The sequence below is a fragment of the Duganella sp. BJB476 genome (assembly GCF_003416895.1).
GTDB lineage: Bacteria > Pseudomonadota > Gammaproteobacteria > Burkholderiales > Burkholderiaceae_D > Rugamonas.
This window is the reverse complement of the sequence record NZ_QVIO01000001.1, coordinates 874,674-894,219: the sequence shown is the minus strand read 5'-3', so window position 1 is coordinate 894,219 and position 19,546 is coordinate 874,674. Positions and strand designations below refer to the sequence as shown.

General features: G+C 63.0%; 19 protein-coding genes. 10 read left to right on the top strand and 9 right to left on the bottom strand.

The window, feature by feature from the left end:
• Positions 1-101: 101 nt before the first annotated feature.
• The 3 genes from D0T21_RS03940 to D0T21_RS03930 all read left to right on the top strand — a co-directional run bounded on the left by D0T21_RS03940 (position 102) and on the right by D0T21_RS03930 (position 2,429).
• Positions 102-782, top strand: coding sequence for a YceI family protein (locus D0T21_RS03940; protein WP_229211325.1), 681 nt, complete (start codon positions 102-104; stop codon positions 780-782).
• A gap of 114 nt (positions 783-896) precedes the next feature.
• Positions 897-1,469, top strand: coding sequence for an FxDxF family PEP-CTERM protein (locus D0T21_RS03935; RefSeq protein ID WP_158567955.1), 573 nt, complete (start codon positions 897-899; stop codon positions 1,467-1,469).
• A gap of 246 nt (positions 1,470-1,715) precedes the next feature.
• Positions 1,716-2,429, top strand: a complete 714-nt coding sequence (locus tag D0T21_RS03930; protein WP_116988511.1) for a hypothetical protein — start codon at positions 1,716-1,718, stop codon at positions 2,427-2,429.
• Positions 2,430-2,659: 230 nt separating this feature from the next.
• On the opposite strand, the gene D0T21_RS03925 is transcribed toward D0T21_RS03930, so the two are convergent.
• On the bottom strand, positions 2,660-3,289 hold the full coding sequence (locus D0T21_RS03925) for a LysE family translocator (protein WP_116989350.1): 630 nt from the start codon (positions 3,287-3,289) through the stop codon (positions 2,660-2,662).
• A gap of 178 nt (positions 3,290-3,467) precedes the next feature.
• Here D0T21_RS03925 and D0T21_RS03920 point away from each other — a divergent pair, with 178 nt between their 5' ends.
• Both D0T21_RS03920 and D0T21_RS03915 read left to right on the top strand, forming a co-directional pair.
• Positions 3,468-6,332, top strand: coding sequence for a hybrid sensor histidine kinase/response regulator (locus D0T21_RS03920; RefSeq protein WP_229211324.1), 2,865 nt, complete (start codon positions 3,468-3,470; stop codon positions 6,330-6,332).
• A gap of 62 nt (positions 6,333-6,394) precedes the next feature.
• Positions 6,395-7,054 (top strand): class I SAM-dependent methyltransferase, encoded by a 660-nt coding sequence (locus D0T21_RS03915; RefSeq protein ID WP_116988510.1) that lies wholly within the window; start codon positions 6,395-6,397, stop codon positions 7,052-7,054.
• A gap of 8 nt (positions 7,055-7,062) precedes the next feature.
• Here the strand turns inward: D0T21_RS03915 and D0T21_RS03910 are convergent, their stop codons facing one another.
• The gene (locus tag D0T21_RS03910) at positions 7,063-10,188 is read right to left on the bottom strand and encodes an NAD(P)-binding protein (RefSeq protein ID WP_116988509.1); all 3,126 of its coding nucleotides are present in this window, start codon (positions 10,186-10,188) and stop codon (positions 7,063-7,065) included.
• A gap of 121 nt (positions 10,189-10,309) precedes the next feature.
• On the opposite strand from D0T21_RS03910, the gene D0T21_RS03905 reads away from it, so the two are divergent.
• The 3 genes from D0T21_RS03905 to D0T21_RS03895 all read left to right on the top strand — a co-directional run bounded on the left by D0T21_RS03905 (position 10,310) and on the right by D0T21_RS03895 (position 12,710).
• The gene (locus tag D0T21_RS03905) at positions 10,310-10,951 is read left to right on the top strand and encodes a phosphohydrolase (protein ID WP_116988508.1); all 642 of its coding nucleotides are present in this window, start codon (positions 10,310-10,312) and stop codon (positions 10,949-10,951) included.
• A 68-nt stretch (positions 10,952-11,019) separates the two neighbouring features.
• On the top strand, positions 11,020-11,424 hold the full coding sequence (locus D0T21_RS03900) for a hypothetical protein (RefSeq protein WP_116988507.1): 405 nt from the start codon (positions 11,020-11,022) through the stop codon (positions 11,422-11,424).
• A 383-nt stretch (positions 11,425-11,807) separates the two neighbouring features.
• On the top strand, positions 11,808-12,710 hold the full coding sequence (locus D0T21_RS03895; protein ID WP_116988506.1) for a PAS domain S-box protein: 903 nt from the start codon (positions 11,808-11,810) through the stop codon (positions 12,708-12,710).
• Positions 12,711-12,985: 275 nt separating this feature from the next.
• Here the strand turns inward: D0T21_RS03895 and D0T21_RS03890 are convergent, their stop codons facing one another.
• Positions 12,986-13,177 carry a hypothetical protein gene (locus D0T21_RS03890; RefSeq protein WP_229211323.1) on the bottom strand — a complete coding sequence of 64 codons (192 nt, stop codon included), beginning with the start codon at positions 13,175-13,177 and terminating at the stop codon, positions 12,986-12,988.
• Positions 13,178-13,343: 166 nt separating this feature from the next.
• Here D0T21_RS03890 and D0T21_RS03885 point away from each other — a divergent pair, with 166 nt between their 5' ends.
• Complete coding sequence (locus D0T21_RS03885; RefSeq protein WP_116988505.1) at positions 13,344-13,922, top strand: chromate transporter; 579 nt, start codon at positions 13,344-13,346, stop codon at positions 13,920-13,922.
• Positions 13,919-14,506: a chromate transporter gene (locus D0T21_RS03880; protein ID WP_116988504.1), complete on the top strand. Its 588-nt coding sequence runs from the start codon at positions 13,919-13,921 to the stop codon at positions 14,504-14,506. The genes D0T21_RS03885 and D0T21_RS03880 overlap by 4 nt, the downstream gene beginning before the upstream one ends.
• Positions 14,507-14,526: 20 nt before the next feature.
• On the opposite strand, the gene D0T21_RS03875 is transcribed toward D0T21_RS03880, so the two are convergent.
• The 6 genes from D0T21_RS03875 to ssuE form a co-directional block, all read right to left on the bottom strand.
• On the bottom strand, positions 14,527-15,093 hold the full coding sequence (locus D0T21_RS03875; protein WP_116988503.1) for a YceI family protein: 567 nt from the start codon (positions 15,091-15,093) through the stop codon (positions 14,527-14,529).
• Positions 15,094-15,223: 130 nt separating this feature from the next.
• Positions 15,224-16,027 carry an ATP-binding cassette domain-containing protein gene (locus D0T21_RS03870; protein ID WP_116988502.1) on the bottom strand — a complete coding sequence of 268 codons (804 nt, stop codon included), beginning with the start codon at positions 16,025-16,027 and terminating at the stop codon, positions 15,224-15,226.
• A 13-nt stretch (positions 16,028-16,040) separates the two neighbouring features.
• Positions 16,041-16,811 (bottom strand): aliphatic sulfonate ABC transporter permease SsuC, encoded by a 771-nt coding sequence (gene ssuC, locus D0T21_RS03865; RefSeq protein ID WP_116994275.1) that lies wholly within the window; start codon positions 16,809-16,811, stop codon positions 16,041-16,043.
• Position 16,812: 1 nt separating this feature from the next.
• On the bottom strand, positions 16,813-17,955 hold the full coding sequence (gene ssuD, locus D0T21_RS03860) for an FMNH2-dependent alkanesulfonate monooxygenase (RefSeq protein ID WP_199538424.1): 1,143 nt from the start codon (positions 17,953-17,955) through the stop codon (positions 16,813-16,815).
• Between the two features lie 16 nt (positions 17,956-17,971).
• Entirely contained in the window at positions 17,972-18,928 is a 957-nt protein-coding gene (locus D0T21_RS03855) for a sulfonate ABC transporter substrate-binding protein (protein WP_116988499.1), read from the bottom strand.
• A gap of 19 nt (positions 18,929-18,947) precedes the next feature.
• Positions 18,948-19,535, bottom strand: coding sequence for an NADPH-dependent FMN reductase (gene ssuE, locus D0T21_RS03850; protein WP_116988498.1), 588 nt, complete (start codon positions 19,533-19,535; stop codon positions 18,948-18,950).
• Positions 19,536-19,546: the final 11 nt, after the last annotated feature.

The window sequence follows — 19,546 nt, the reverse complement described above, 5'->3', positions numbered from 1 at the left end:
ATTCCCGCACCGGCTTGGGCACGAGACCAACTGGAGCACGCTGGGACCAGCGAGACGCATCATAATCGGGCAATATGACGGCCAAATGACCACGGTGCGGAATGACAAAATTACATAATTATCTAAAAATCAGCATGCTGTGCGTGAGCATGGCGGCATGCACGCAACTGCCCGGCAACCCGCCGCCGGCCGCTGCGCCTGCCCCTGTAGCTCCGGCTGCCCCCATCGTATATCCGCCGTCGGCTACCGCTACGCTGTCCATTGACAGCGCGCAATCGCTGATCGCCATCACGGTGCGACGCGGCGGCCTGCTGGCGCGGCTCGGCCACGATCACCTGGTCGCCAGTCGCCACGTCACCGGCACCGTATCGCCAACGCAGAACCGTGCCGATTTCCAGTTTCGTCTCGACCAGTTGACGGTCGACGAAGCCGAGCTGCGCATCGCCGCCGGCCTGGAAAAACAGCCCTCCGCCGACGCCATCGACGGCACCCGCAACAATATGCTGACCAGGGTGCTGGATGCGGAGCGCTATCCGCTGGTCACAGTACATGCCGAGCGAGGCGCGGCAGGCCAGCCGCTGCAAGTAGCGATCATGCTGCACGGCGTCACGCGCATCATGGCGATTCCGGCGGCGATCCGCGAGACGGCCGGCGTCATGACCGTCACCGGCAGCGTCAACCTGAAACAAAGTGATTTCGGCATCACGCCGTTTTCGGTGATGGCGGGCGCGTTGGCGGTCCAGGACCAGCTTGAACTGCGCTTTACGCTGGTGGCCAGATAGGAAAAATACAGTCAAATAGACAATTCCGGCAGGATTTATTGTGCTATTCTTTTTGATGAAATATCGATAACAAGATGCACCTCCCTGCGGCCCTCACTTATGACTGGAACAAGTATGAAAGTCTTTAACAAGGCAGTTATATTTTCCGCGTTGCTTGCCTGCTCCGGACTGATGGCGCCTTCCGCCATTGGCGCAAACGTCATCGGTTCGCCATTCAGTCAACAGATCAGCGACGCGTTCGGCGGCTTCACTATAAGTTTTGGCAATAATTTCATCAACACCGACCAGCACGGCACCTTCGACGACTTCATTGGATTCGGCGTCGGCTCGTCGTTCGAAGCGGGAGGCTCAGTCTCGTCGGACTTCACTTCGACTCAATCGCTGACGCTGGCAACGGTAAAACTGGTGAACTACACTCTCGACATCAACAACAATGTCGTGATTTTGTCGTCCCTCAATGCCTCGCAACTGCTGCCGAACTACTTCAGGTTCCATGCAAACAACCTGAGCCAGGGGCAGTACTATCTGGAAATCACCGGCAGCGTTGACGGCTCCAGCGGAGGCGCCTACGGTGGCAGCCTGAACGTGACACCACTGGAAGCCGTGCCTGAACCGGCAACCTACGGCATGTTGCTGGGCGGCTTGGGCTTGCTGGGCTACGCAGTCCGCCGCAAGAAAACGAGCTGATCCCGGCGAGGCCGCTGTGCCGCGGCAATGAAGAGCGCATGCGCCGGCAACGGCCATGCGCTTTTTTTTATCTAAAACAAAGTGATTTCGCCACCCCACATAACTCTGAGCGAATTCAACGATAAACGCTGAAATTGATGCGATGCTAAATCTGGGTATTTCGGCCTGATCGGAGATTCCACTTGCTGCGGAATCAACCTATAAAATGTTAGCTCAAACAGGCACACTACTTTTTTGAAGGCCCCCATGATCCAGATAGTGATCACAATATGCGTTTTGACTGCTGGACTCTGCGCATTTTTTTGGCAACGCCAAGTTCGGTCGCGCCGCGAATCTTACATCCGAACCTACATCCTCCCAGTCGGCTTGTTCGAAAAATTGCGCGAACACCATCCGCACCTGGACCTGAAGGATTGCCAGCTTGTGGCACAGGGGCTGCGGCAATTCTTTCTGGCCCACCTGAAAAGCGACCGGAAATTCGTATCCATGCCGTCCCAGGTCGCCGACGATCTATGGCACGAGTTCATACTCCACACCAAAAATTACCAGCAATTTTGTCGTCATAGCTTTGGCCGCTTCCTGCACCACACACCCGCCGCAGTGTTGAGCAAAGGCCAGAAAGGTAACGCCGGCATACGCCGTTGCTGGGTCTACGCCTGTCACGAGGAAAACATCAATCCACATCGGCCTACCCGGCTACCTTTGCTGTTTGCGTTGGATAACAAATTGAACGTGCCAAACGGCTTTACCTATGTCGCCGATTGTAGCGGCGTCACGCGGCAGGGCGACGGCGGCGCAATCCTCTACTGTGGCGCCGACCTGGGCGGATCAGCAGCCGGTTGCGGCGGCGAATCTGACGGCGGGGCGGATGGCCATTCCAGCTCAGATTCGGGCTGCGGCGGCGATGGCGATGGCGGCGGCGGAGACGGCTGCGGTGGCGGCGGGTGCGGCGGCGATTGATCCATCAGCGGGACACCAACGGCACCGGCAGCTTGGATTCAGGTGCAATCCATGCAGTACTGGCCGACAGATAAAATGTGCCAGCCAAGGACAAAAAAAAGCCCGCAGCACAAAGAGGCGCGGGCCAAAAGTTTTCAAATCGGGAGAGACTTGAAAGAGCAAAGCCAGTATTGCAGTGCAACATTACGCCATGATGACATCGGCGCTGCGAACAGACTTTTTTTGCTCTTTTATCGAGAAATTATCAATTTCAGCCCCAAGCCGACGAAAATCGTGCCCGCCACGCGGTCCATCCACATGCCCGCGCCCGGATGGCGGTTGATCCAGGCGCCCACCGCGCCGGAGAAATAACCCAGCAAACCAAACAAAACCACGCCCTGCGCCGTGAACAACAAGCCCAGCTGAGCGGTCTGCCAGCTGACATCGCCCCGCTCCGCCACCACGAACTGCGGCAGGAAGGACAGGAAGAACAGCACCACCTTGGGATTGACGGCATTGGCGAACAAGCCCTTGCCAAACAGCTTGGCCAGGCTTTCGTCCGGCACCCCGCCGCCCTCGACTCGGGCACCGCCACGACTACGCAGCGCGCCGATACCCAGCCAGATCAGATACCCGCCACCCAGCAACTTGAGCGCACCGAATGCCATCGGCGAAGCCTTGATCAAGGCACTCACGCCCAGGGTCGCCAGCAGCGTGTGGCTCAGGCAACCCAGCGCGCAGCCCAGGCCGAATACCATGCCCTGGCGCCGCCCGCGCGACATGCCCACGCTGAGCACCATCAAATTGTCCGGGCCCGGCGAAATCGTAATCAGCAAGGCGGCGCTGAGAAAGCCGATGAATTGTTCTGGAGAGATAAGCACGGTCGCGTTCCTGTGGTGCAAAGGCGCCATCTTACCTGTCCCGGCCGGCGGGCGCCAAGCATCGGTCCATGCCATAGGTCAATTTTTGAATAAAACAATAAGTTCTCGTTTAAAATGGAAAAAACCCAACTTATCGAGACCCGCAGCCTTCGGAACACTAATGAGTACAGCTTGCAAGATGTCTGACGGTCTAACACGAGGCGTGTTGCTCGTGCTGCTGGCGATGCTGGCATGGTGGCAACTCGCGTTGACCCCGACCGTAGCCACCGCTGCGGAACGTCCGCCGGCTGCGATCAGCGTCAATACCGCAAGTATCGATTTGATGACAACAGGCAAGCTATACCTGGACGAAGGCCAGCCCTTCCCGGTCGATGCCGCCGGCCTGCCCAAGCTGCTGGCCGGGCTGAATCCGGCCTCCAAGGTCAATCTGCTGGGCGGCGGCTACTGGCTCTACGCCGAGCTGCGCAACGACAGCCACCAGCCGGCCTGGGTCATCGATCCCAACGACACGCTGATCGACATGGTCGACATCCAGGTGTTCGGCCCCGACGGCAGCGCGCGCCAGATGCTGACCGGTTACCGCCAGCCGCATTCCTACCTGCTGCACTACGGCAAAGACGTCGACCTGCAACCCGGCCAGCGCTACCAGGTGCTGATACGCTTCGCCAGCCCCTACTACGCCCGCACGCCAGTGATGTCGGTGCTGCCGCGCACCGCCTATCAGCAGCTGGTGGCGCGCGAGAACGTGCTCATCATCGGCTCCATCGGCGCGCTACTGGCGCTGACGGTGTTCAACTTCTTCATCTACTCGATCACCCGCGACAACTCCTCGCTGTACTACTCGCTGTACGTGCTGTGCTACGCCATCGCCTGGGGCATGACTTTCCACATGACGGCCGACCTGTTCGGCTGGCACAACCTGCAATGGCACTACGTGCCCTTCTTCCTGTTGCCAGTGCTGAGCACCATGTTCTACACAAACTTCCTGCGGCTGAAAGAGCATTCGCCGCTGCTGCACCGGCTCAGCCGCATCAACATCGTGCTGCCGCTGGTGACGCTGCCGAGCTGCTTCTTCTACCTGAGTTACGCACACACCATCGCCACCATCGTCATCACGATCTGGATGACGATGGCGCTCACCAGCGGCATCGTGGTGTGGCGGCGCGGCTATTATCCGGCGCGCTTCTTCGTGCTTGGCTTCGTCGCGCTGATGGTGCCGGGGCTGTTCATCCTGCCGGCCAACCTCGGCCTGATCCCGGCCATGATCACCAACGCCCAGCTGTTCACGCTGCTGGGCGGCACGCTGGACGGCGTGCTGCTGGCGTTCGCGCTGGCCGACCAGATCCGCCTGCTGCGCAACACGCTGGAGCAGCGCGTACAGGAGCGCACCGCGCAGCTGACCGAAGCCAAGGAACACGCGGAAGTGGTCAGCCGCCACCGCATCGACTTCCTGTCGGCGATGAGCCACGACATCCGCACGCCGCTGGCCGGCGTGATCGGCATGATCAAGTTCGCCATGCGCGACCAGTCGGTGCGCGGCCGGACCGAGGAATACCTGCGCATCGGTTTGCAGAATAGTGAATCGCTGCTGGCCATCCTCAACGACATTCTCGATTTCTCCAAGATCGACGCCGGCCGCCTGTCGATCGAAACGGTGGACTTCGACCTGGTCGCGCTGGTCGACGACGCCATCGGCATCCTGCAAGGCCAGGCCGACGCCAAGAGCCTGCTGCTGCGCTGCGACCTGGCGCTGGACCTGCCGCGCTACGTGCGCGGCGATCCGACCCGTCTGCGCCAGATCCTGCTCAACCTGCTGGGCAACGCCATCAAGTTCACCGACCGCGGCGAAGTGCGGCTGGACGCCCAGGCCATGTTGACCATCGACGGCCGCACCAGCGTCAGCTTCGACATCGCCGACACCGGCCCCGGCATCCCGGCCGAGACGCTGCCACGCCTGTTCCAGAAATTCGAGCAGGCCGACCACTCGACCACGCGCCGCTACGGCGGCACCGGCCTGGGCCTGGCGATCTGCAAGGAGCTGGTTGAACTGATGGGCGGTTCGATCGCCGCTGAAAGCCGGGTCGGTGTCGGCTCCACGTTCAGCTTCACGCTGCCGCTGGCGCTGGGCGCGGCGCCGGCCGTCGATCCTTCCAGCCTGCCACGCAAGGAGCACCACGCCTACCGCCTGCGCGTGCTGTGCGCCGAAGACGTGCGCACCAACCAGATCATCGTCAGCACGCTGCTGGAGAATATGGGCCACGACATCCGCGTGGTGGAAAACGGCCTGCAGGCGCTGCATGCACTCAGCACCGCCGCCTACGACCTGGTGCTGATGGACGGCCGCATGCCGATGATGGACGGCGAACAGGCCGCGCGCCTGATCCGCAGCGGCGGCAGCGAGGACTACCGCGTGCTCGATCCCGGCATCCCGATCATCGCGCTGACCGCCAACGCCAGCGACCATGACCGCGCGCGCTACCTGGCGGTGGGCATGGACGGCTTCCTCAGCAAGCCGGTCGACGAGCGCCTGCTGTACGACCAGATCGAGAAGACCATCGCCCAGCACCTGAGCCGCGGCCGTCCGCTGCGGCCCACCGATGCCGCGCGCCTGGCCGCCAACCGCGTGCAGTCGCTGGACGAGCAGTTCGGCGTGGAGCCGGCGATCGAGAAGCGCGTCGATCCGGCCACGGTGCAGATCATGCCGCTGGCCGGGCTGTCGCACTCGCACATGCAGCGCATCACCCAGGCCTTCCTCGACGAAGCGCCGCGCCGGCTGGAGAACGCGCGTGCCGCCGTGACGGCCGCCAACGCCCACGCCGCTGCGGCGGCGATCCACGCGCTCAAGGGCAGCGCCGGCTATCTGAGCTCGACCCACCTGCACACGCTGTGCCACGAGATGGAAGAGGCGGCGGCCGCCGGCGACCTGGCGGAAGTCACCCGTCGCCTGCCGGGCGTGGCCGCCGCGCTGGACCAGGCCTGCAACGATCTGCGCCGCGCAGCCAGCAACGACGTCACCATGTCACAGCAGGAATCGACCACCTGACCTGCGCGCGCAAGCAGCGGTGACACTGCTACACTGGCGGCATCCAACCAAGGAGACGCCGCATGTCCAACCGCACGCTCAACCTCACCGACCCACTCTACGATTATGTGCTGGCGCATTCGCTGCGCGAGCATCCGGCGCAGGCCGCCCTGCGCGACGCCACCCGCGGCCACGAACGCGCCACCATGCAGATCTCACCCGAGCAGGGTCAGTTCATGGCGATGCTGGTCAAGCTGACCGGCGCCCGCAACACCATCGAGATTGGCGTGTTCACCGGCTACAGCGCGCTGTCGGTGGCGCTGGCGCTGCCGGCCGACGGCCGCATTCTGGCCTGCGACATCAGCGACGAGTACACCCGCATCGGCAAGCCGTTTTGGGCGCAGGCCGGCATCGCCGATAAAATCGATTTGCAGCTGGGCCCCGCGCTGGCCACGCTCGATGCGCGCCTGGCGGCCGGCGAGGCAGGCCGCTACGACTTCGCCTTCATCGATGCGGACAAGGTCAATTACGACGGCTACTACGAGCGCTGTTTGCAGCTGGTGCGGCCCGGAGGCCTGATCGTGATCGACAATACGCTGTGGAGCGGCCGCGTCGCCGAACGCGCCGACAGCGACGACACCGCCGCGCTGCAAGCGTTGAACATCAAGCTGCACCACGACGAACGCATCGACCTGTCGCTGCTGCCGCTGGGCGACGGCCTGACGCTGGCCCGTCGCCGTTAAGCTCTGCGTCAGAAGTCGGTCTCGCCCTCGATCACGGCCGGGTGGCCGCTCATCGCGCGCGACGTCTGCATGCCGGCCATCACCGCCGCTTCGACGCAGCCGGCGTTCAAGCCGGTCTTGATCCAGTCGCCCGTCAGGTACAGGTTGGAGAAGCCCGATTGGTCGGTCTGCAGGCGGTACTTGGTGCTGTTCACCACCGACATCACGTAACGCTCGGACGGATCGACGTTGGCGCGCCAGTACTGGCTGTCAAAGCGCGCCACACCGGTCGCCTCGCTGCCGTCCACCAGCCATTGCCACGGGAAGGCGCCAGCCGGTCCGGCCGCCGACCACAGCGAGGCGATCTTCTTGCTCAACTGCTCGACCGCGCCCTCCTTCGCCCGCGCCGCCATGCGCGCAGGGAAGCCGCTGTCGCTCACCGGCGGATAGCTCGCCACCGGCAGCGCGCTGCAGAAGTAGGACACATTGCGCGGGTCCAGCGGCGCCGGCCAGGCCTCGCGGCATAGCAGCTGGTCCATTGGCGCCCAGGTGTCGTAAGGTTCGCTGAAGCCGCTCAGCACCGGCTGCTGGCCATCGGGCTGGTAGTCCCAGCCCATCTGCTTCAGGTCCTTGTCCAGCCAGACCTGGTAGGCTTGCGTGGCCACCGTCTGCACCTGCTCATAGGTGGTGTTGAGCGCCGGGCTTTGCGCCAGCAGCTGCGGGCACAAAGGCTTGAGCGATCCGACCGAGATGCCGAACACCACCTGGTCGAAATCGACGCCGCGCTTGAGCTTCAGCACCGGCAGCTCCTTGTCGAACTGCTGGTGATACAGCTTGGGCCAGTCACTCCAGTAGGATTCCAGGTTGACGTCGTGCGCCTGGAGCAGCGCCGCTTGCGCCGCATCGATCTGGCCGTAGTTCGGGGTGCTGGGCCAGCAGGCCAGGTCCTTCACATCCACCAGCGGATCGTAGTCCGCGCCCTTCAGCGCCACCTGCTGCGTCATGCGGATGCTGCCGATCTGGCGGCCGTCCGGCACCAGCTCCTCGACCTTGTGGAAGAACTTGAACTTGACACCGCGCGCCAGCAAGGCCTGGTACAGCGGCGTGAACACCGTATCGCCCATGCCCGCCTGCATCTTGAACATGATGCCGCCCTTGTAGGCCAGGCCGATACGCGCCATCGCCCGCAGCAGCGTGCCCGCTTCGATATTCGGCTTGCCGAAATCGCCGCCCTCGTAGGCGAACACCAGGTCGTAGAAACCGCGTACCGGCGCCGAATCCACACAGAGCTCCTGGTCGCCACCATGATTTTTCAGCCATTGCCGGAAATCGACATCGTTGACGACGTCGAAGCCGTTGCGGATCACACCATCCTCGAACACGCCCTTCATCACCGTCACGCCCAGGTCCAGGCAGATGAACAGTCGGCGGATGTCGTCGCTGGCGTCGCCGTCCGCGCGGTCGACCAGGCTGCGGTAGCGCGAGTGCAGCCGCTGGCGCACGCCCACCAGCGCGCCGGCCAGCGCCCGGTGCTCGCCCTCCGTGTGCTGCGCGGCGTCGGCCGACAGGTTGACCGCCATGCCATACAAGGCGCCGCCCAGCAGCGACATATCCTCCAGCAGTTCATGCGCCGACGACGTCACGCCTTCGGCCAGGTGATACAGCCAGTCCGGAAGTATGCCGGTGTGGTGTTCGTGCGGCGGCAGTTCCAGTTCGCGGGTCAGCTTGTCCAGGCTCTTGATCCATTTGTCGATCCAGCCCATCATCGCCACCGCCAGCTGCCACAGCGTGATCTGCTCGTTGCCCTCGCCCGGTTCGCCCGGCAGCGTCGGGAACACGATGGACCAGTTGTGCCACTGGTCGCCGACCTGCTCCGACAACGCCACGTAATCGTGCTGCTTGAAGGCGTCGCGCCAGGTTGCCAGCGGCGCGCCGGCCGGGCGATCGAGGCTGGTGTAGGCGGCCTTGATCATCTTGAACGCGTTGGAGTAGAAGCCGAACCAGATGTGCAGGCCGTGTTCTTCGATGCGCTGGCCGTACTGCGCATTGCGTCCGCTGGCGCCCTTGCCGCCCAGGCGCCAGCCTTGCTGGTAGACGGTGATGTCGTAGTTGTTCTGCCAGCCCGGCAGGTCGCTCAGGTAGTAGGCCGCCGTCATCGAGCCGACGCCGCCGCCGAGGATGGCGATCTTCTGCGGCGCGATCGAGGAATTGTCGATCAACTCCTCGCCCGGCTGCGCGGTGAAATCGAAGTTCAGGTTGTACGGCAGGATGGCGGCCTGCGCGCCCAGTTGCAGGCCCAGTGTCTCGTTGAGCGGGAAGCTGTCGAAGGCGTGCAGCACGCACTCGTATTCGTAGCCCAGCAGTTTGCCGCCGTGGATCTTGTCGATGGTGGCCGGCGCCGCCAGGATGGCCTGGTACACGGCTTTCAGGCCGGCGCTGTCCGGGAACTGCTTGAGGAAGATCTGGTCGATGCGCGGATTGCGCAGCAGCGAAATGATGTCGTCCCAACCCGCCAGGTCCAGATTGAAGAAGTCGGGGATGGACAGGAACAGTTCTATCGCCTGCTCGATCAGATCGAGCACACTGGTGATGGGCTTTTCGATGCCGGTCTTGCGGGTCGCGCTCACCTCCAGCAGCGGGTGCATGGCGATTTTGGTTTCCGGCGCAAACGGCTGGAAGCCTTTGGCCGCGACCGAGCAGCGCAGCGGTTCGGTGCCGGCCACCGGGATCTCGTACTCGCACAGATACTTGGGATAGCCGAACAGTTCGCGGCCGTTAATCAGCGCCATCGCGTCGTCGACGAAGATGTGCGCCGGGTAGTAGTAGATGTGGGCCAGTTTGCCCTCGTCGTCCATGGCGCCGACCATGATCCAGGTGACGATGTCGATCTCGGTGATCCAGCCCTTGGCATGGTCGACCGGGGCGGCCGAATCGGCGTGGTTGACGCGCGTGAACGTCAGCAGCACGTACGGCGAAATGGCGTTGAAGCGCATGCGCTGGCCGGCCACCTGGTTCAGCGTGTCGTCCAGCGTGGCCTGGAGCTTGGCCAGGTCGCCCTTGACGAAGAAGCCGTACATCTCGGAGTTTTTCAATTGCAGCGGCGAGTGCATCATCACCGAGCCGCCCTGGTAGATATATGAAGGTCTGGTCGCCATAGCTCATTCGTCGAGGGTTGAACAGCGTTCCAGTGTATTGCAAAATCACTGTTCATTGCCGAAAAATAATTCTCAGCCTTGGGTGTAGGATGTAGCCTGAGCCACAGATAAGGAAGACCGCATGGGTCGCGATCATCATGAAACCCGCGCCTGGGTTCGCATGCCGTCGGAGCGCCGGCTGGACCTGCTCGATCCGACGCCGTTCGACTGGGAAGACAGCGACCTGGCGCTGGGCCTGGCGCGCACCTATCGCTGGGGTGGGCATTCGGCGTGGCCGCTGCCGTTGTCGGTGGCGCAGCATTCGCTGACGGTGATGCATTTGCGCGCGGCCGCCAGCACAGCGGTCGGGCTGGCGTTGCCGCCGCTGGCCGCGCTGCGCGAACTGCTGCACGATGCGGAGGAAGGCTTGCTGGGATTCGATTGCGTCTCGCCGCTGAAGCCGTTTCTGGGCGAAGGCTTCAAGGCGCTAACGGTGCGGCTGGAACGCGCGGTGTTCCTGCGCTACGGCTTGCAGCACTGGACGCCGAAGGAACACGCCGCCCACAAGCTGGCAGACCGGCTGGCCGCGGCCAGCGAAGCGGTGCATGTGGTGGGATGGTCGGCGAAGGAAGTGCTGCACACGCTGAAGATCACCGTGCCGCCCTTGAGCGAGGATCCGCTGCAAGCCATCTACGGCGGCACCGCGTGGGAACCGTGGCCGCCGGCCATCGCCAGCGAGCGCTTCCTGGCGGAGCTGGATCGGCTGAAAGCCCTCAGCGCCTAGGGCTTACGGGCGATGCCGCGCACTCGGCAACGCCGCTATACTGCTGCGTAACTTTATCTGGAGATTTCATGACGACACCCGAAAACGAACTGGCCAACAACGCCAAGCTGACGGCGCTGGCGCGCGCCTTGCGCGACTTGCACAAGCAGCTGATTCATGTGGAGACACAGTATTTTGGCGCGGTAGGCAGTCCGCTGGAGCTTTTGCAGCTGGTGACCAATCATCCGCATTTCGCCTGGCTGCAAAAGCTGTCGGGCCTGATGGCGCAAATGGATGAGCGGCTCGATGAGCCGGAACCGGTCACCGTCGCCGAAGCCGGCGCCTACCGCAAGGCCATCGAAGCGCTGATCGGCCCGTCCGAGAACGGCGACGCCGAGTTCCGCGCCAAGTACAACGCCCTGCTGCACGACGGCACCGAGATCGTCATGGCGCACGGCGCCGTGCGCAAGGTGCTGGCCGGGATCGCCGCCTGACCCACGCCTATCCAATTCCTGAGGAAAAGCGCCTAAGCAGCCGTATTTAAAGCGCTTTTCACAGATATCCACATCAACTGTGGATAAGGTTGTGAATAACCCCCTCTTGACAGCCGAGAACGCCTTTAACGGCGCGGGATTCAACAAAATGCCTAATCCACAGGCAGATTTATTCCCCAATCAAATCAATGACTTACATCGTGTAAAATTCAAGCCTCAAACGTTTTCCGGCTCGCTTGAAAAATATTTTTTTGTGCATAAGTAGGCCGGGAGACACGCCAACGCACGCCTGCCGGGGAATCCTTTGACAAAAGTGCTGGCAAGGAATAGTGTCACTCTGAAGGTCCGCAATTCCCTTCTTCGACTTATCGTGGGATTGATGCATGAACCAGAACGACGACGACACCGATTGGATGATAGAGGACGAAGCGCCGCCGGCCAGCCAGCCGCAGCCAGGCAAGCCCGGCGCCGCACCGGCGCCCGCGCCTTGGCGGGTGCTGATCGTGGACGACGATGTCGATGTCCATGTGGTCACCAAATTCTCATTGAGCAATGTCTGCTTCCAGGGACGGCGGCTGAGCTTTCTGCACGCCTATAGCGGCGAAGAAGCCCTGACAACGCTGCGCACCACGCCCGACATCGCGCTGGTGCTGCTGGACGTCATCATGGAAACCAGCGACGCCGGCCTGAACGTGGCGCGCCACATCCGCGAGACCCTGCACAACAACCTGGTGCGCATCGTGCTGCGCACCGGCCAGCCGGGACAGGCGCTGGAACACAGCATCATCCTCGACTACGACATCAACGATTTCTGGTGCAAGACCGACCTCACCACGCGCAAACTATTCACCACGGTGATCTCGTCGCTGCGCGCCTATTCCGGGCTGGAGCAGGCGCACCGGCAGATACAGGCGCTGCAACGGGAACTGGACCAGGCCAGGACAGTGCTGGCCGCAGTGGACCAGCACGCGGCCATGATGACGCTGGATGCGCGCGGCAAGATCGTCACGGTCAATGACAAATTCTGCGCGGTCTTCCAGTACAGCCGCGAGGAACTGCAAGGCGCCGATCCGCGCCTGCTGCACGCCCCGCCCTATCCGCCGGATCAACTGGCCGACGCCCTGCAAGCGCTGAAGGAAGGCGAAGCCTGGACCGACGTGGTCAGCGCCTGGCGCCGCGACGGCCAGGAAGTGCGACTGCGCGCCACCGTGACGGCCACCGCCGACAGCCCGCCGCGCTATATCGTCGTCGCCAGCGTCCTGCAAGCACTCAAAAGGCCGCTGTAACGCCCGCTGCAACACCTAAGTCGCGGATTGTTATAGCTCTTTTCAGGATATCCACAGAGGCTGTGGATATCTATGTGGATATCACCCCATTGACACCGCAGGGAGGCTTTACCTATGCGGTTTTCAACAAACTGCCCATCCAAAAGGCAAAATTAAACCCCTTACAAATCAAATACTTAGCGTGTCGCGTATTGTAGCAAGAAAATATTTTGAAAATAATTCTTGTCAACATGGTTTGTGCATAAGTAAACGCGATACCGCTCTAAGCGGCCATCTCAATGAGGGGATTTTCGACGCTGTTCGGGGTGTAATAGCACCCGTTCGATCACTTGCGGATCGACGTTGTGGGATTTCATGTATTCGATCGCACAAACGGTATTGAAGCTGGACTGCACCTGAATGCCACGATTCACCGCGGCACTGCATTGCTCATCACTGCGCTGCTGTAGTAGCGAAACGTTCATCATGATCCTTAACAAGAATTGAAGGGTTTGACTTTGATTTGCAGCATGCTAGAGGAGTATGAGCGACCCTAGAACAAAGTCAATGTCAGCTTCCTATCAATTCCGAATTTAAAACACGGCATGCTCCTGAGTTCATAGACATGCGGCAATACCGGCGCGATAATGGTGCATGCCTATCGATCCGCCCCGCCTCCGTCCCGCCTCGCTACTTGATCTATTCACCTCTTTCACCATTTTGGCGCTCCAGGGTTTTGGCGGCGTACTGGCCGTTGTGCAACGTGAGTTGGTCGAGCGCAAGCGCTGGCTGACCCAGGAAGAGTTTATCGAGGAATGGGCGGTGGCCCAGATCATGCCCGGCCCCAACGTGGTCAACCTGGCGCTGATGATCGGCAACCGCTACTTTGGCTTGCGCGGCGGACTGGTCGCGCTGGCCGGCATGCTGACCGTGCCGCTGCTGGTGGTGCTGGTGCTGGCGGTGCTGCATTCCCACTACGCGCACCATCCCGGTGTGGCCGGCGCGCTGCGCGGCATGGCGGCGGTGTCCGCCGGGATGATCGCCGCCACCGGCCTCAAGCTCGCGTCCGCGCTCGGCAAGCATCCGCTGCCGATGTGGCTAACCGCCGCCATCGCTCTGCTGTGCGTGGTGTTCGTGGTGCTGCTGCACCTGCCGCTGGCTTACACACTGCTGATCCTGGGCAGCATCGGCGTCACGCTCACCCACCGCAAGCTCAAGGGGCATCAGCCATGAACGACGCTCCGCTGCATCTGGTGTTGAGCCTTGGCGACTGGATCAGCCTGTTCGCCCATTACATGCTGTTGTCGCTGATGTCGATCGGCGGCGCGATTTCCACCACCTCCGAGATGCACCGCTTCCTGGTCGAGGAACACCACTGGCTGACGCAATCGCAGTTCAACGATTCGATCGCCATTGCCCAGGCGGCGCCGGGACCGAACGTGTTGTTCGTGGCGTTGATGGGCTGGAACGTCGGCCTGAACGCGGGCAGCTACACGGCGGCGATGGCCGGCGTGCTGGTGACGATGGTGGGCATCATGATACCGAGCACCACGCTGACTTATCTGGCGGCGCGTTGGGGCCACCAGAACCGCGAACTGCTGGGCGTGCGCGCCTTCAAGCAAGGCATGGCGCCAGTGGTGGTCGGGCTGATGGTGTCGGTGGGGATCATACTCGGCAGCGCGCATCACAGCTGGGCCACCGACTGGCCTTTGTGGACCTTGTCGGTGGCGGCCGGCCTGGTGATCTGGCGTACCCGCATCCACTTGCTGTGGATATTGGCCGGCGGCGCCTTTCTGGGATGGTTCCAGCTGGTCTGACGCCGCCAGGTTCGCTGCTATCAGTCCTTGATCGATTCGACCGAGAACGTCAGGGTCACGTCGTCGCCGACGTTAGGTGCGTATTTGCCGGCGTTGAATTCCGAACGCTTGATGGTGGCGGTGGCGTTGGCGCCGCAAGCCAGCTTCTTCATCATCGGGTGATCCATGCACTGGAAGTGGGTCACGGTCAGCGTTACCGGCTTGGTGACGCCTTTGATCGTCAGGTTGCCTTCGATGGTCGACGGCACGTCGCCCTTGAAGTTGAACTTGGTCGACTTGTAGGTGATGGTCGGGAACTTGGCGGTGTCCAGGAAGTCTTCGCCCTGGATGTGGCCGTCGAACAGCTTGGAACCGGTGTCCACCGATTTGGTATCGATCACGGCTTCAACCGAACCGGTCTTGGCGGCGCGGTCCAGCACGATCTTGGCGGTCGTGTTGTTGAAGCGGCTTTGCTGCAGCGAGTAGCCGAAGTGGCTGTATTCGAAACGGGCAAAGGTGTGATTCGCGTCGGAGGTGAAGTTTTCCGGAGCGGCGAAGGCGGACAGCGAGATACCAGCGGCAACCAGCAGGGCGAAGATTTTTTTCATTAGTAAGACTCCAGGATATGGGAACAAGAGATAAAGACGAACCGATTATGCTCGCCACACCTTGCGTTGTAAAACGAAAAATTTACCGCCTTACTATCGATAAAATCGATCATAACCGCTAAACAGCATATCAGGCTGCGGCGGCGACCACCGCCGGATGATGCAGGATATGGCCCAGCAGCCGCTGCTCCAGCGCCGCGAACGCCACGCTGCCGCGCGCACGTGGACGCGGCAAGTCCACTTTCAGGTCCAGCGTGATGCGGCCTTCCTCGATCAGCACCACGCGGTCGGCCAGGGCCAGCGCCTCCTGCACGTCGTGCGTGACCAGCACGGCGGTGAAGCCGCGCGTCTGCCACAGCGCTTCGATCAGCTGCTGCATTTCGATGCGGGTCAGCGCATCGAGTGCGCCCAGCGGCTCGTCCAGCAGCAGCAACTGCGGCTCGTGCAGCAAGGCGCGCGCCAGCGCCACCCGCTGCCGCTGGCCGCCCGACAATTCAGCCGGCCAATCGTCGGCGCGGTCGGCCAGGCCCACCGTTGCCAGCGTGGCCGCCGCCGCGTTCAGCGAGTGCGGCATACCGATCGCCACATTCTCCAGCACCGATTTCCACGGCAGCAGGCGCGCCTCCTGGAACATGATGCGGATGCTGGCGGCGATGCTGCCGCTGCCGACGGCGATGCTGCCGGCATCGGCGTTGTCCAGGCCCGCGATGGCGCGCAGCAGCGTACTTTTGCCGCAGCCGCTGCGCCCGACCACGGCGACGAACTCGCCGGCGCGCAGCTCCAGCCGCACGTCGCTCAGCACCGGCCGCGCGCCGAACGATTTACTCACGCCGTCCAGCGCCAGGGATACGCCTTGCCGCCGCGCGGGCGTGGGCATGGCGGGCTGGCGGCCGACGGTATGGTTGATGTCAAATAGAGCGGTCGAGATATACATACGGTTTCCTTCACTAACGGTAAGCGGGATTCCAGCGCAGGAAGTGCTTCTCCATCCCGCGCGACAGCAGGTCGGCCAGTTTGCCCAGCAAGGCGTACAGCAGGATGCCCACCAGGACCACGTCGGTTTGCAGGAACTCGCGGGCGTTCATGGTCATGTAGCCGATGCCCGCCTGCGCCGAGATGGTTTCGGCGACGATCAGCAGCACCCACACCAGGCCTAGCGAAAAGCGCACGCCCACCAGTATCGACGGCAGCGCGGCCGGCAGGATCACGTCGCGGTACAGCGGCCAGCCGGACAGGCCGTAGCTGCGCGCCATCTCGATCAATCCCTGGTCGGCGGAGCGGATGCCGTGGAAGGTGTTCAGATACAGGGGGAAGAACACACCCACCGCCAGCAGGAACAGCTTGGCCGTTTCATCGATGCCGAACCACAGGATCACCAGCGGGATCAGCGCCAGCGCCGGGATGTTGCGCACCATTTGCAGCGTGGTGTCGAGCAGCGTCTCGGCGCGGCGCACGCTGCCGGTCAGCAGGCCAAGCAGCAGGCCCGCTCCCGCGCCGATCGCAAAGCCGCTGGCCGCGCGCCACAGGCTGGTGCGCAGGTGCAGCCACAATTCGCCGGAGACGGCCAAGGTCCAGAAGGCCTTGGCCACCGCCCACGGCTCCGGCAGGATGCGGCTGGACAGCCAGCCCAGTTGCGACGCGACCTGCCAGCCGGCGATCAGCAACACCGGCAATATCCACGGCGCGAAGGTGTTGGGGCGGGCGACGGTGGTGCTCATGTCAGGCCGCCTTCTTCGGCAGGATGTCACTCGCCATCACTTCGCCGAACGGACCGCTCAGCGACTGCTCGCCGGCAGCCCTGCCCTTGCCCAGCAGCGGGAACACCAGCTCGGCGAAGCGGTACGATTCCTCCAGGTGCGGATAGCCGGAGAAGATGAAGGTCTCGATGCCCAGGTCCGCGTACTCCTGGATGCGCGCCACCACCGTCTGCGGATCGCCCACCAATGCGGTGCCGGCGCCGCCCCGCACCAGGCCCACGCCCGCCCACAGGTTGGGCGACACTTCCAGCTGGTCGCGGCGGCCGCCGTGCAGCGCGGCCATGCGCTGCTGGCCCACCGAATCCATCTTGCCGAACGCCGCCTGCGCCTTGGCGATGATGTCGTCGTCCAGATGGCTGATCAACTCATCGGCCGCGCGCCACGCCGCCTCATTGGTCTCGCGGACGATCACGTGAAGACGTATGCCGAACTTCACGGCGCGGCCATGCGCGGCGGCGCGGGCGCGGATGTCGGCGATCTTCTCGGCCACGGCGGCCGGCGGTTCGCCCCAGGTCAGGTAGACGTCCATCTGCTCGGCCGCCAGCGCATGCGCCGGTTCCGACGAGCCGCCGAAGTACAGCGGCGGATATGGCTTCTGCACCGCCGGATACAACGTCTTCGCGCCCCTGACCTTGATATGCTTGCCCTCGAAATCATAGCCAGCCTCACCGCCCTCGCCCGACAACGAGGCGCGCCACACGCGGATGAATTCATCCGATATCTCGTAGCGCTTGGCGTGGTCGGCGAACAGGCCGTCCGCTTCCAGCTCGCCCTGGTCGCCGCCGGTGACGACGTTGATCAGCAGGCGGCCGTTGGACAAACGGTCGAACGTCGCGGCCATGCGCACCGCCAGTCCCGGCGTGGTCAGGCCCGGACGGATCGCCACCAGGAACTTGAGCTTCTGCGTCGCGCCGATCAGCGACGAGGCGACCACCCAGGCGTCCTCGCAGGAGCGGCCGGTCGGCAGCAGCACGCCGTCGTAGCCCAGCGTGTCGGCGGCGACTGCGCACTGCTTCAGGTAATCGGCATCGACCGGGCGCGCGCCCTTGGAGGTGCCGAGATAGCGGCTGTCGCCGTGCGTAGGGATGAACCAGAAAATATTCAGGGACATGATGGCTTCCTTAGAGTGCTTCCTTGACCACGATGGCTTTCGGGATCAGCTTCAGGTTGGAGAAGGCGTCCGCCACTTTTTGCTGCTGTTCGATCACGGCGGCGTTGATCGGCTTGACGCCGTAGGCATAGCGCGTGGCGGCCAGCGCCACCACGTCCACGGCCAAACCGGTCTGCGCGGCCAGGATAACGGCGACTTCCTTCTGGTTCTTCTCACCCCACGCGTCCACTTTGGCGATTTCATCGAGCACGATGCGGACGATCTCCGGGTTCTTCTCCGCATAGCTGCGCGAGGCCAGGTAGAACTGGTGATTGGCGACCAGGCCTTTGCCGTCGGCCAGCACGCGCGCGCCCAGCTGCTTCTCGGCGGCGGCCAGGAACGGATCCCAGATCACCCAAGCGTCCACGCTGCCACGTTCGAACGCCGCGCGCGCATCGGCCGGCGGCAGGTAGATCGCTTCGATGTCCTTGTATGCCAGGCCGGCCTTCTCCAGCGCCTTGACCAGCAGGTAGTGCACATTGGAGCCTTTATTCAGCACCACCTTCTTGCCCTTCAGGTCCGCCAGGCTGCGGATCTTCGAATCCTTGGGCACCACGATCGCCTCGCTGGAGGGCGACGGCGGTTCATTGCCGATATAAACCAGGTTGGCGCCCGCAGCCTGCGCAAAGATGGGCGGCGCTTCGCCGACGGTGCCGAAATCGATGCTGCCGACATTCAGCCCCTCCAGCAGCACCGGGCCAGCCGGGAACTCGGTCCATTTGACGGTGACGTTTTTGGCGGCGAGGCGCTGCTCCAGCGTGCCGCGTCCTTTCAGCAAAGTCAGCGTGCCATATTTCTGGTAGCCGATGCGGACTTCCTGCTTGGCCTGTGCGTTGGCGGCCGATGGTGCACCGGCTGCGAAGACGCCCGCCGCAAACAGCAGGCCCAGTGTGTGACGGCGTGCCGCGCGTTTTTGTTCGATGCTCATGGTTTTCCTTTTTTAGTGATCAACGTGCCAGGCGTACCGGCTGCAGCGGCGCCACGTACACTTCTTCGGTGCGGCCGGCCAGTGCTTGCAGGCCGGTCGCCAGATCCTCCACGCCGGCGTCCACGCGCCAGGCCACGGCCGGGTCCAGCGTCAAGCCGCCGTCGTCGCTCCAGGCCAGCTGCTGCGAAGTGGCGTAGATACTGGCCAGCACATGGCGCGCTTCAAGCGCATGCAGCACCGGCCGCAGCGCATAGTCCAGCGCCAGCATGTGCGACTGGCTGCCGCCGGTGGCCAATGGCAGCACCAGTTTGCCCGCCAGGCCATCCTGTGGCAGCAGGTCGAGAAAAGCTTTGAGAATGCCGGTGAACGAGGCCTTGTACACCGGCGTGGCGATGACGATGGCGTCGGCGTTGGCCACCGCGGCCAGCGCGCGCTTGATCGCCAGGTCCGAGGTATCGGCATGCAGCAGCGCCCGCGCCGGCAGGTCGCGCACTTGCAGAGTGCCGTGCCGAAGGCCGTAGATGGCCAGCTTCTGGCCCAGGTGCTCCAGCAAACGGCCGGTGCTTGAAGGGAGTGCGGGACTGCCGCCGATCAAAAGTACGCTCATTGCTGCTCCCC

Coding starts and splice junctions, on each gene's coding strand:
- D0T21_RS03940 (WP_229211325.1), top strand. CDS start 102: ATGACAAAATTACATAATTATCTAAAAATCAGCATGCTGTGCGTGAGC.
- D0T21_RS03935 (WP_158567955.1), top strand. CDS start 897: ATGAAAGTCTTTAACAAGGCAGTTATATTTTCCGCGTTGCTTGCCTGC.
- D0T21_RS03930 (WP_116988511.1), top strand. CDS start 1,716: ATGATCCAGATAGTGATCACAATATGCGTTTTGACTGCTGGACTCTGC.
- D0T21_RS03920 (WP_229211324.1), top strand. CDS start 3,468: ATGTCTGACGGTCTAACACGAGGCGTGTTGCTCGTGCTGCTGGCGATG.
- D0T21_RS03915 (WP_116988510.1), top strand. CDS start 6,395: ATGTCCAACCGCACGCTCAACCTCACCGACCCACTCTACGATTATGTG.
- D0T21_RS03910 (WP_116988509.1), bottom strand. CDS start 10,188: ATGGCGACCAGACCTTCATATATCTACCAGGGCGGCTCGGTGATGATG.
- D0T21_RS03905 (WP_116988508.1), top strand. CDS start 10,310: ATGGGTCGCGATCATCATGAAACCCGCGCCTGGGTTCGCATGCCGTCG.
- D0T21_RS03900 (WP_116988507.1), top strand. CDS start 11,020: ATGACGACACCCGAAAACGAACTGGCCAACAACGCCAAGCTGACGGCG.
- D0T21_RS03895 (WP_116988506.1), top strand. CDS start 11,808: ATGAACCAGAACGACGACGACACCGATTGGATGATAGAGGACGAAGCG.
- D0T21_RS03890 (WP_229211323.1), bottom strand. CDS start 13,177: ATGATGAACGTTTCGCTACTACAGCAGCGCAGTGATGAGCAATGCAGT.
- D0T21_RS03885 (WP_116988505.1), top strand. CDS start 13,344: ATGCCTATCGATCCGCCCCGCCTCCGTCCCGCCTCGCTACTTGATCTA.
- D0T21_RS03880 (WP_116988504.1), top strand. CDS start 13,919: ATGAACGACGCTCCGCTGCATCTGGTGTTGAGCCTTGGCGACTGGATC.
- D0T21_RS03875 (WP_116988503.1), bottom strand. CDS start 15,093: ATGAAAAAAATCTTCGCCCTGCTGGTTGCCGCTGGTATCTCGCTGTCC.
- D0T21_RS03870 (WP_116988502.1), bottom strand. CDS start 16,027: ATGTATATCTCGACCGCTCTATTTGACATCAACCATACCGTCGGCCGC.
- ssuC (WP_116994275.1), bottom strand. CDS start 16,811: ATGAGCACCACCGTCGCCCGCCCCAACACCTTCGCGCCGTGGATATTG.
- D0T21_RS03855 (WP_116988499.1), bottom strand. CDS start 18,928: ATGAGCATCGAACAAAAACGCGCGGCACGCCGTCACACACTGGGCCTG.
- ssuE (WP_116988498.1), bottom strand. CDS start 19,535: ATGAGCGTACTTTTGATCGGCGGCAGTCCCGCACTCCCTTCAAGCACC.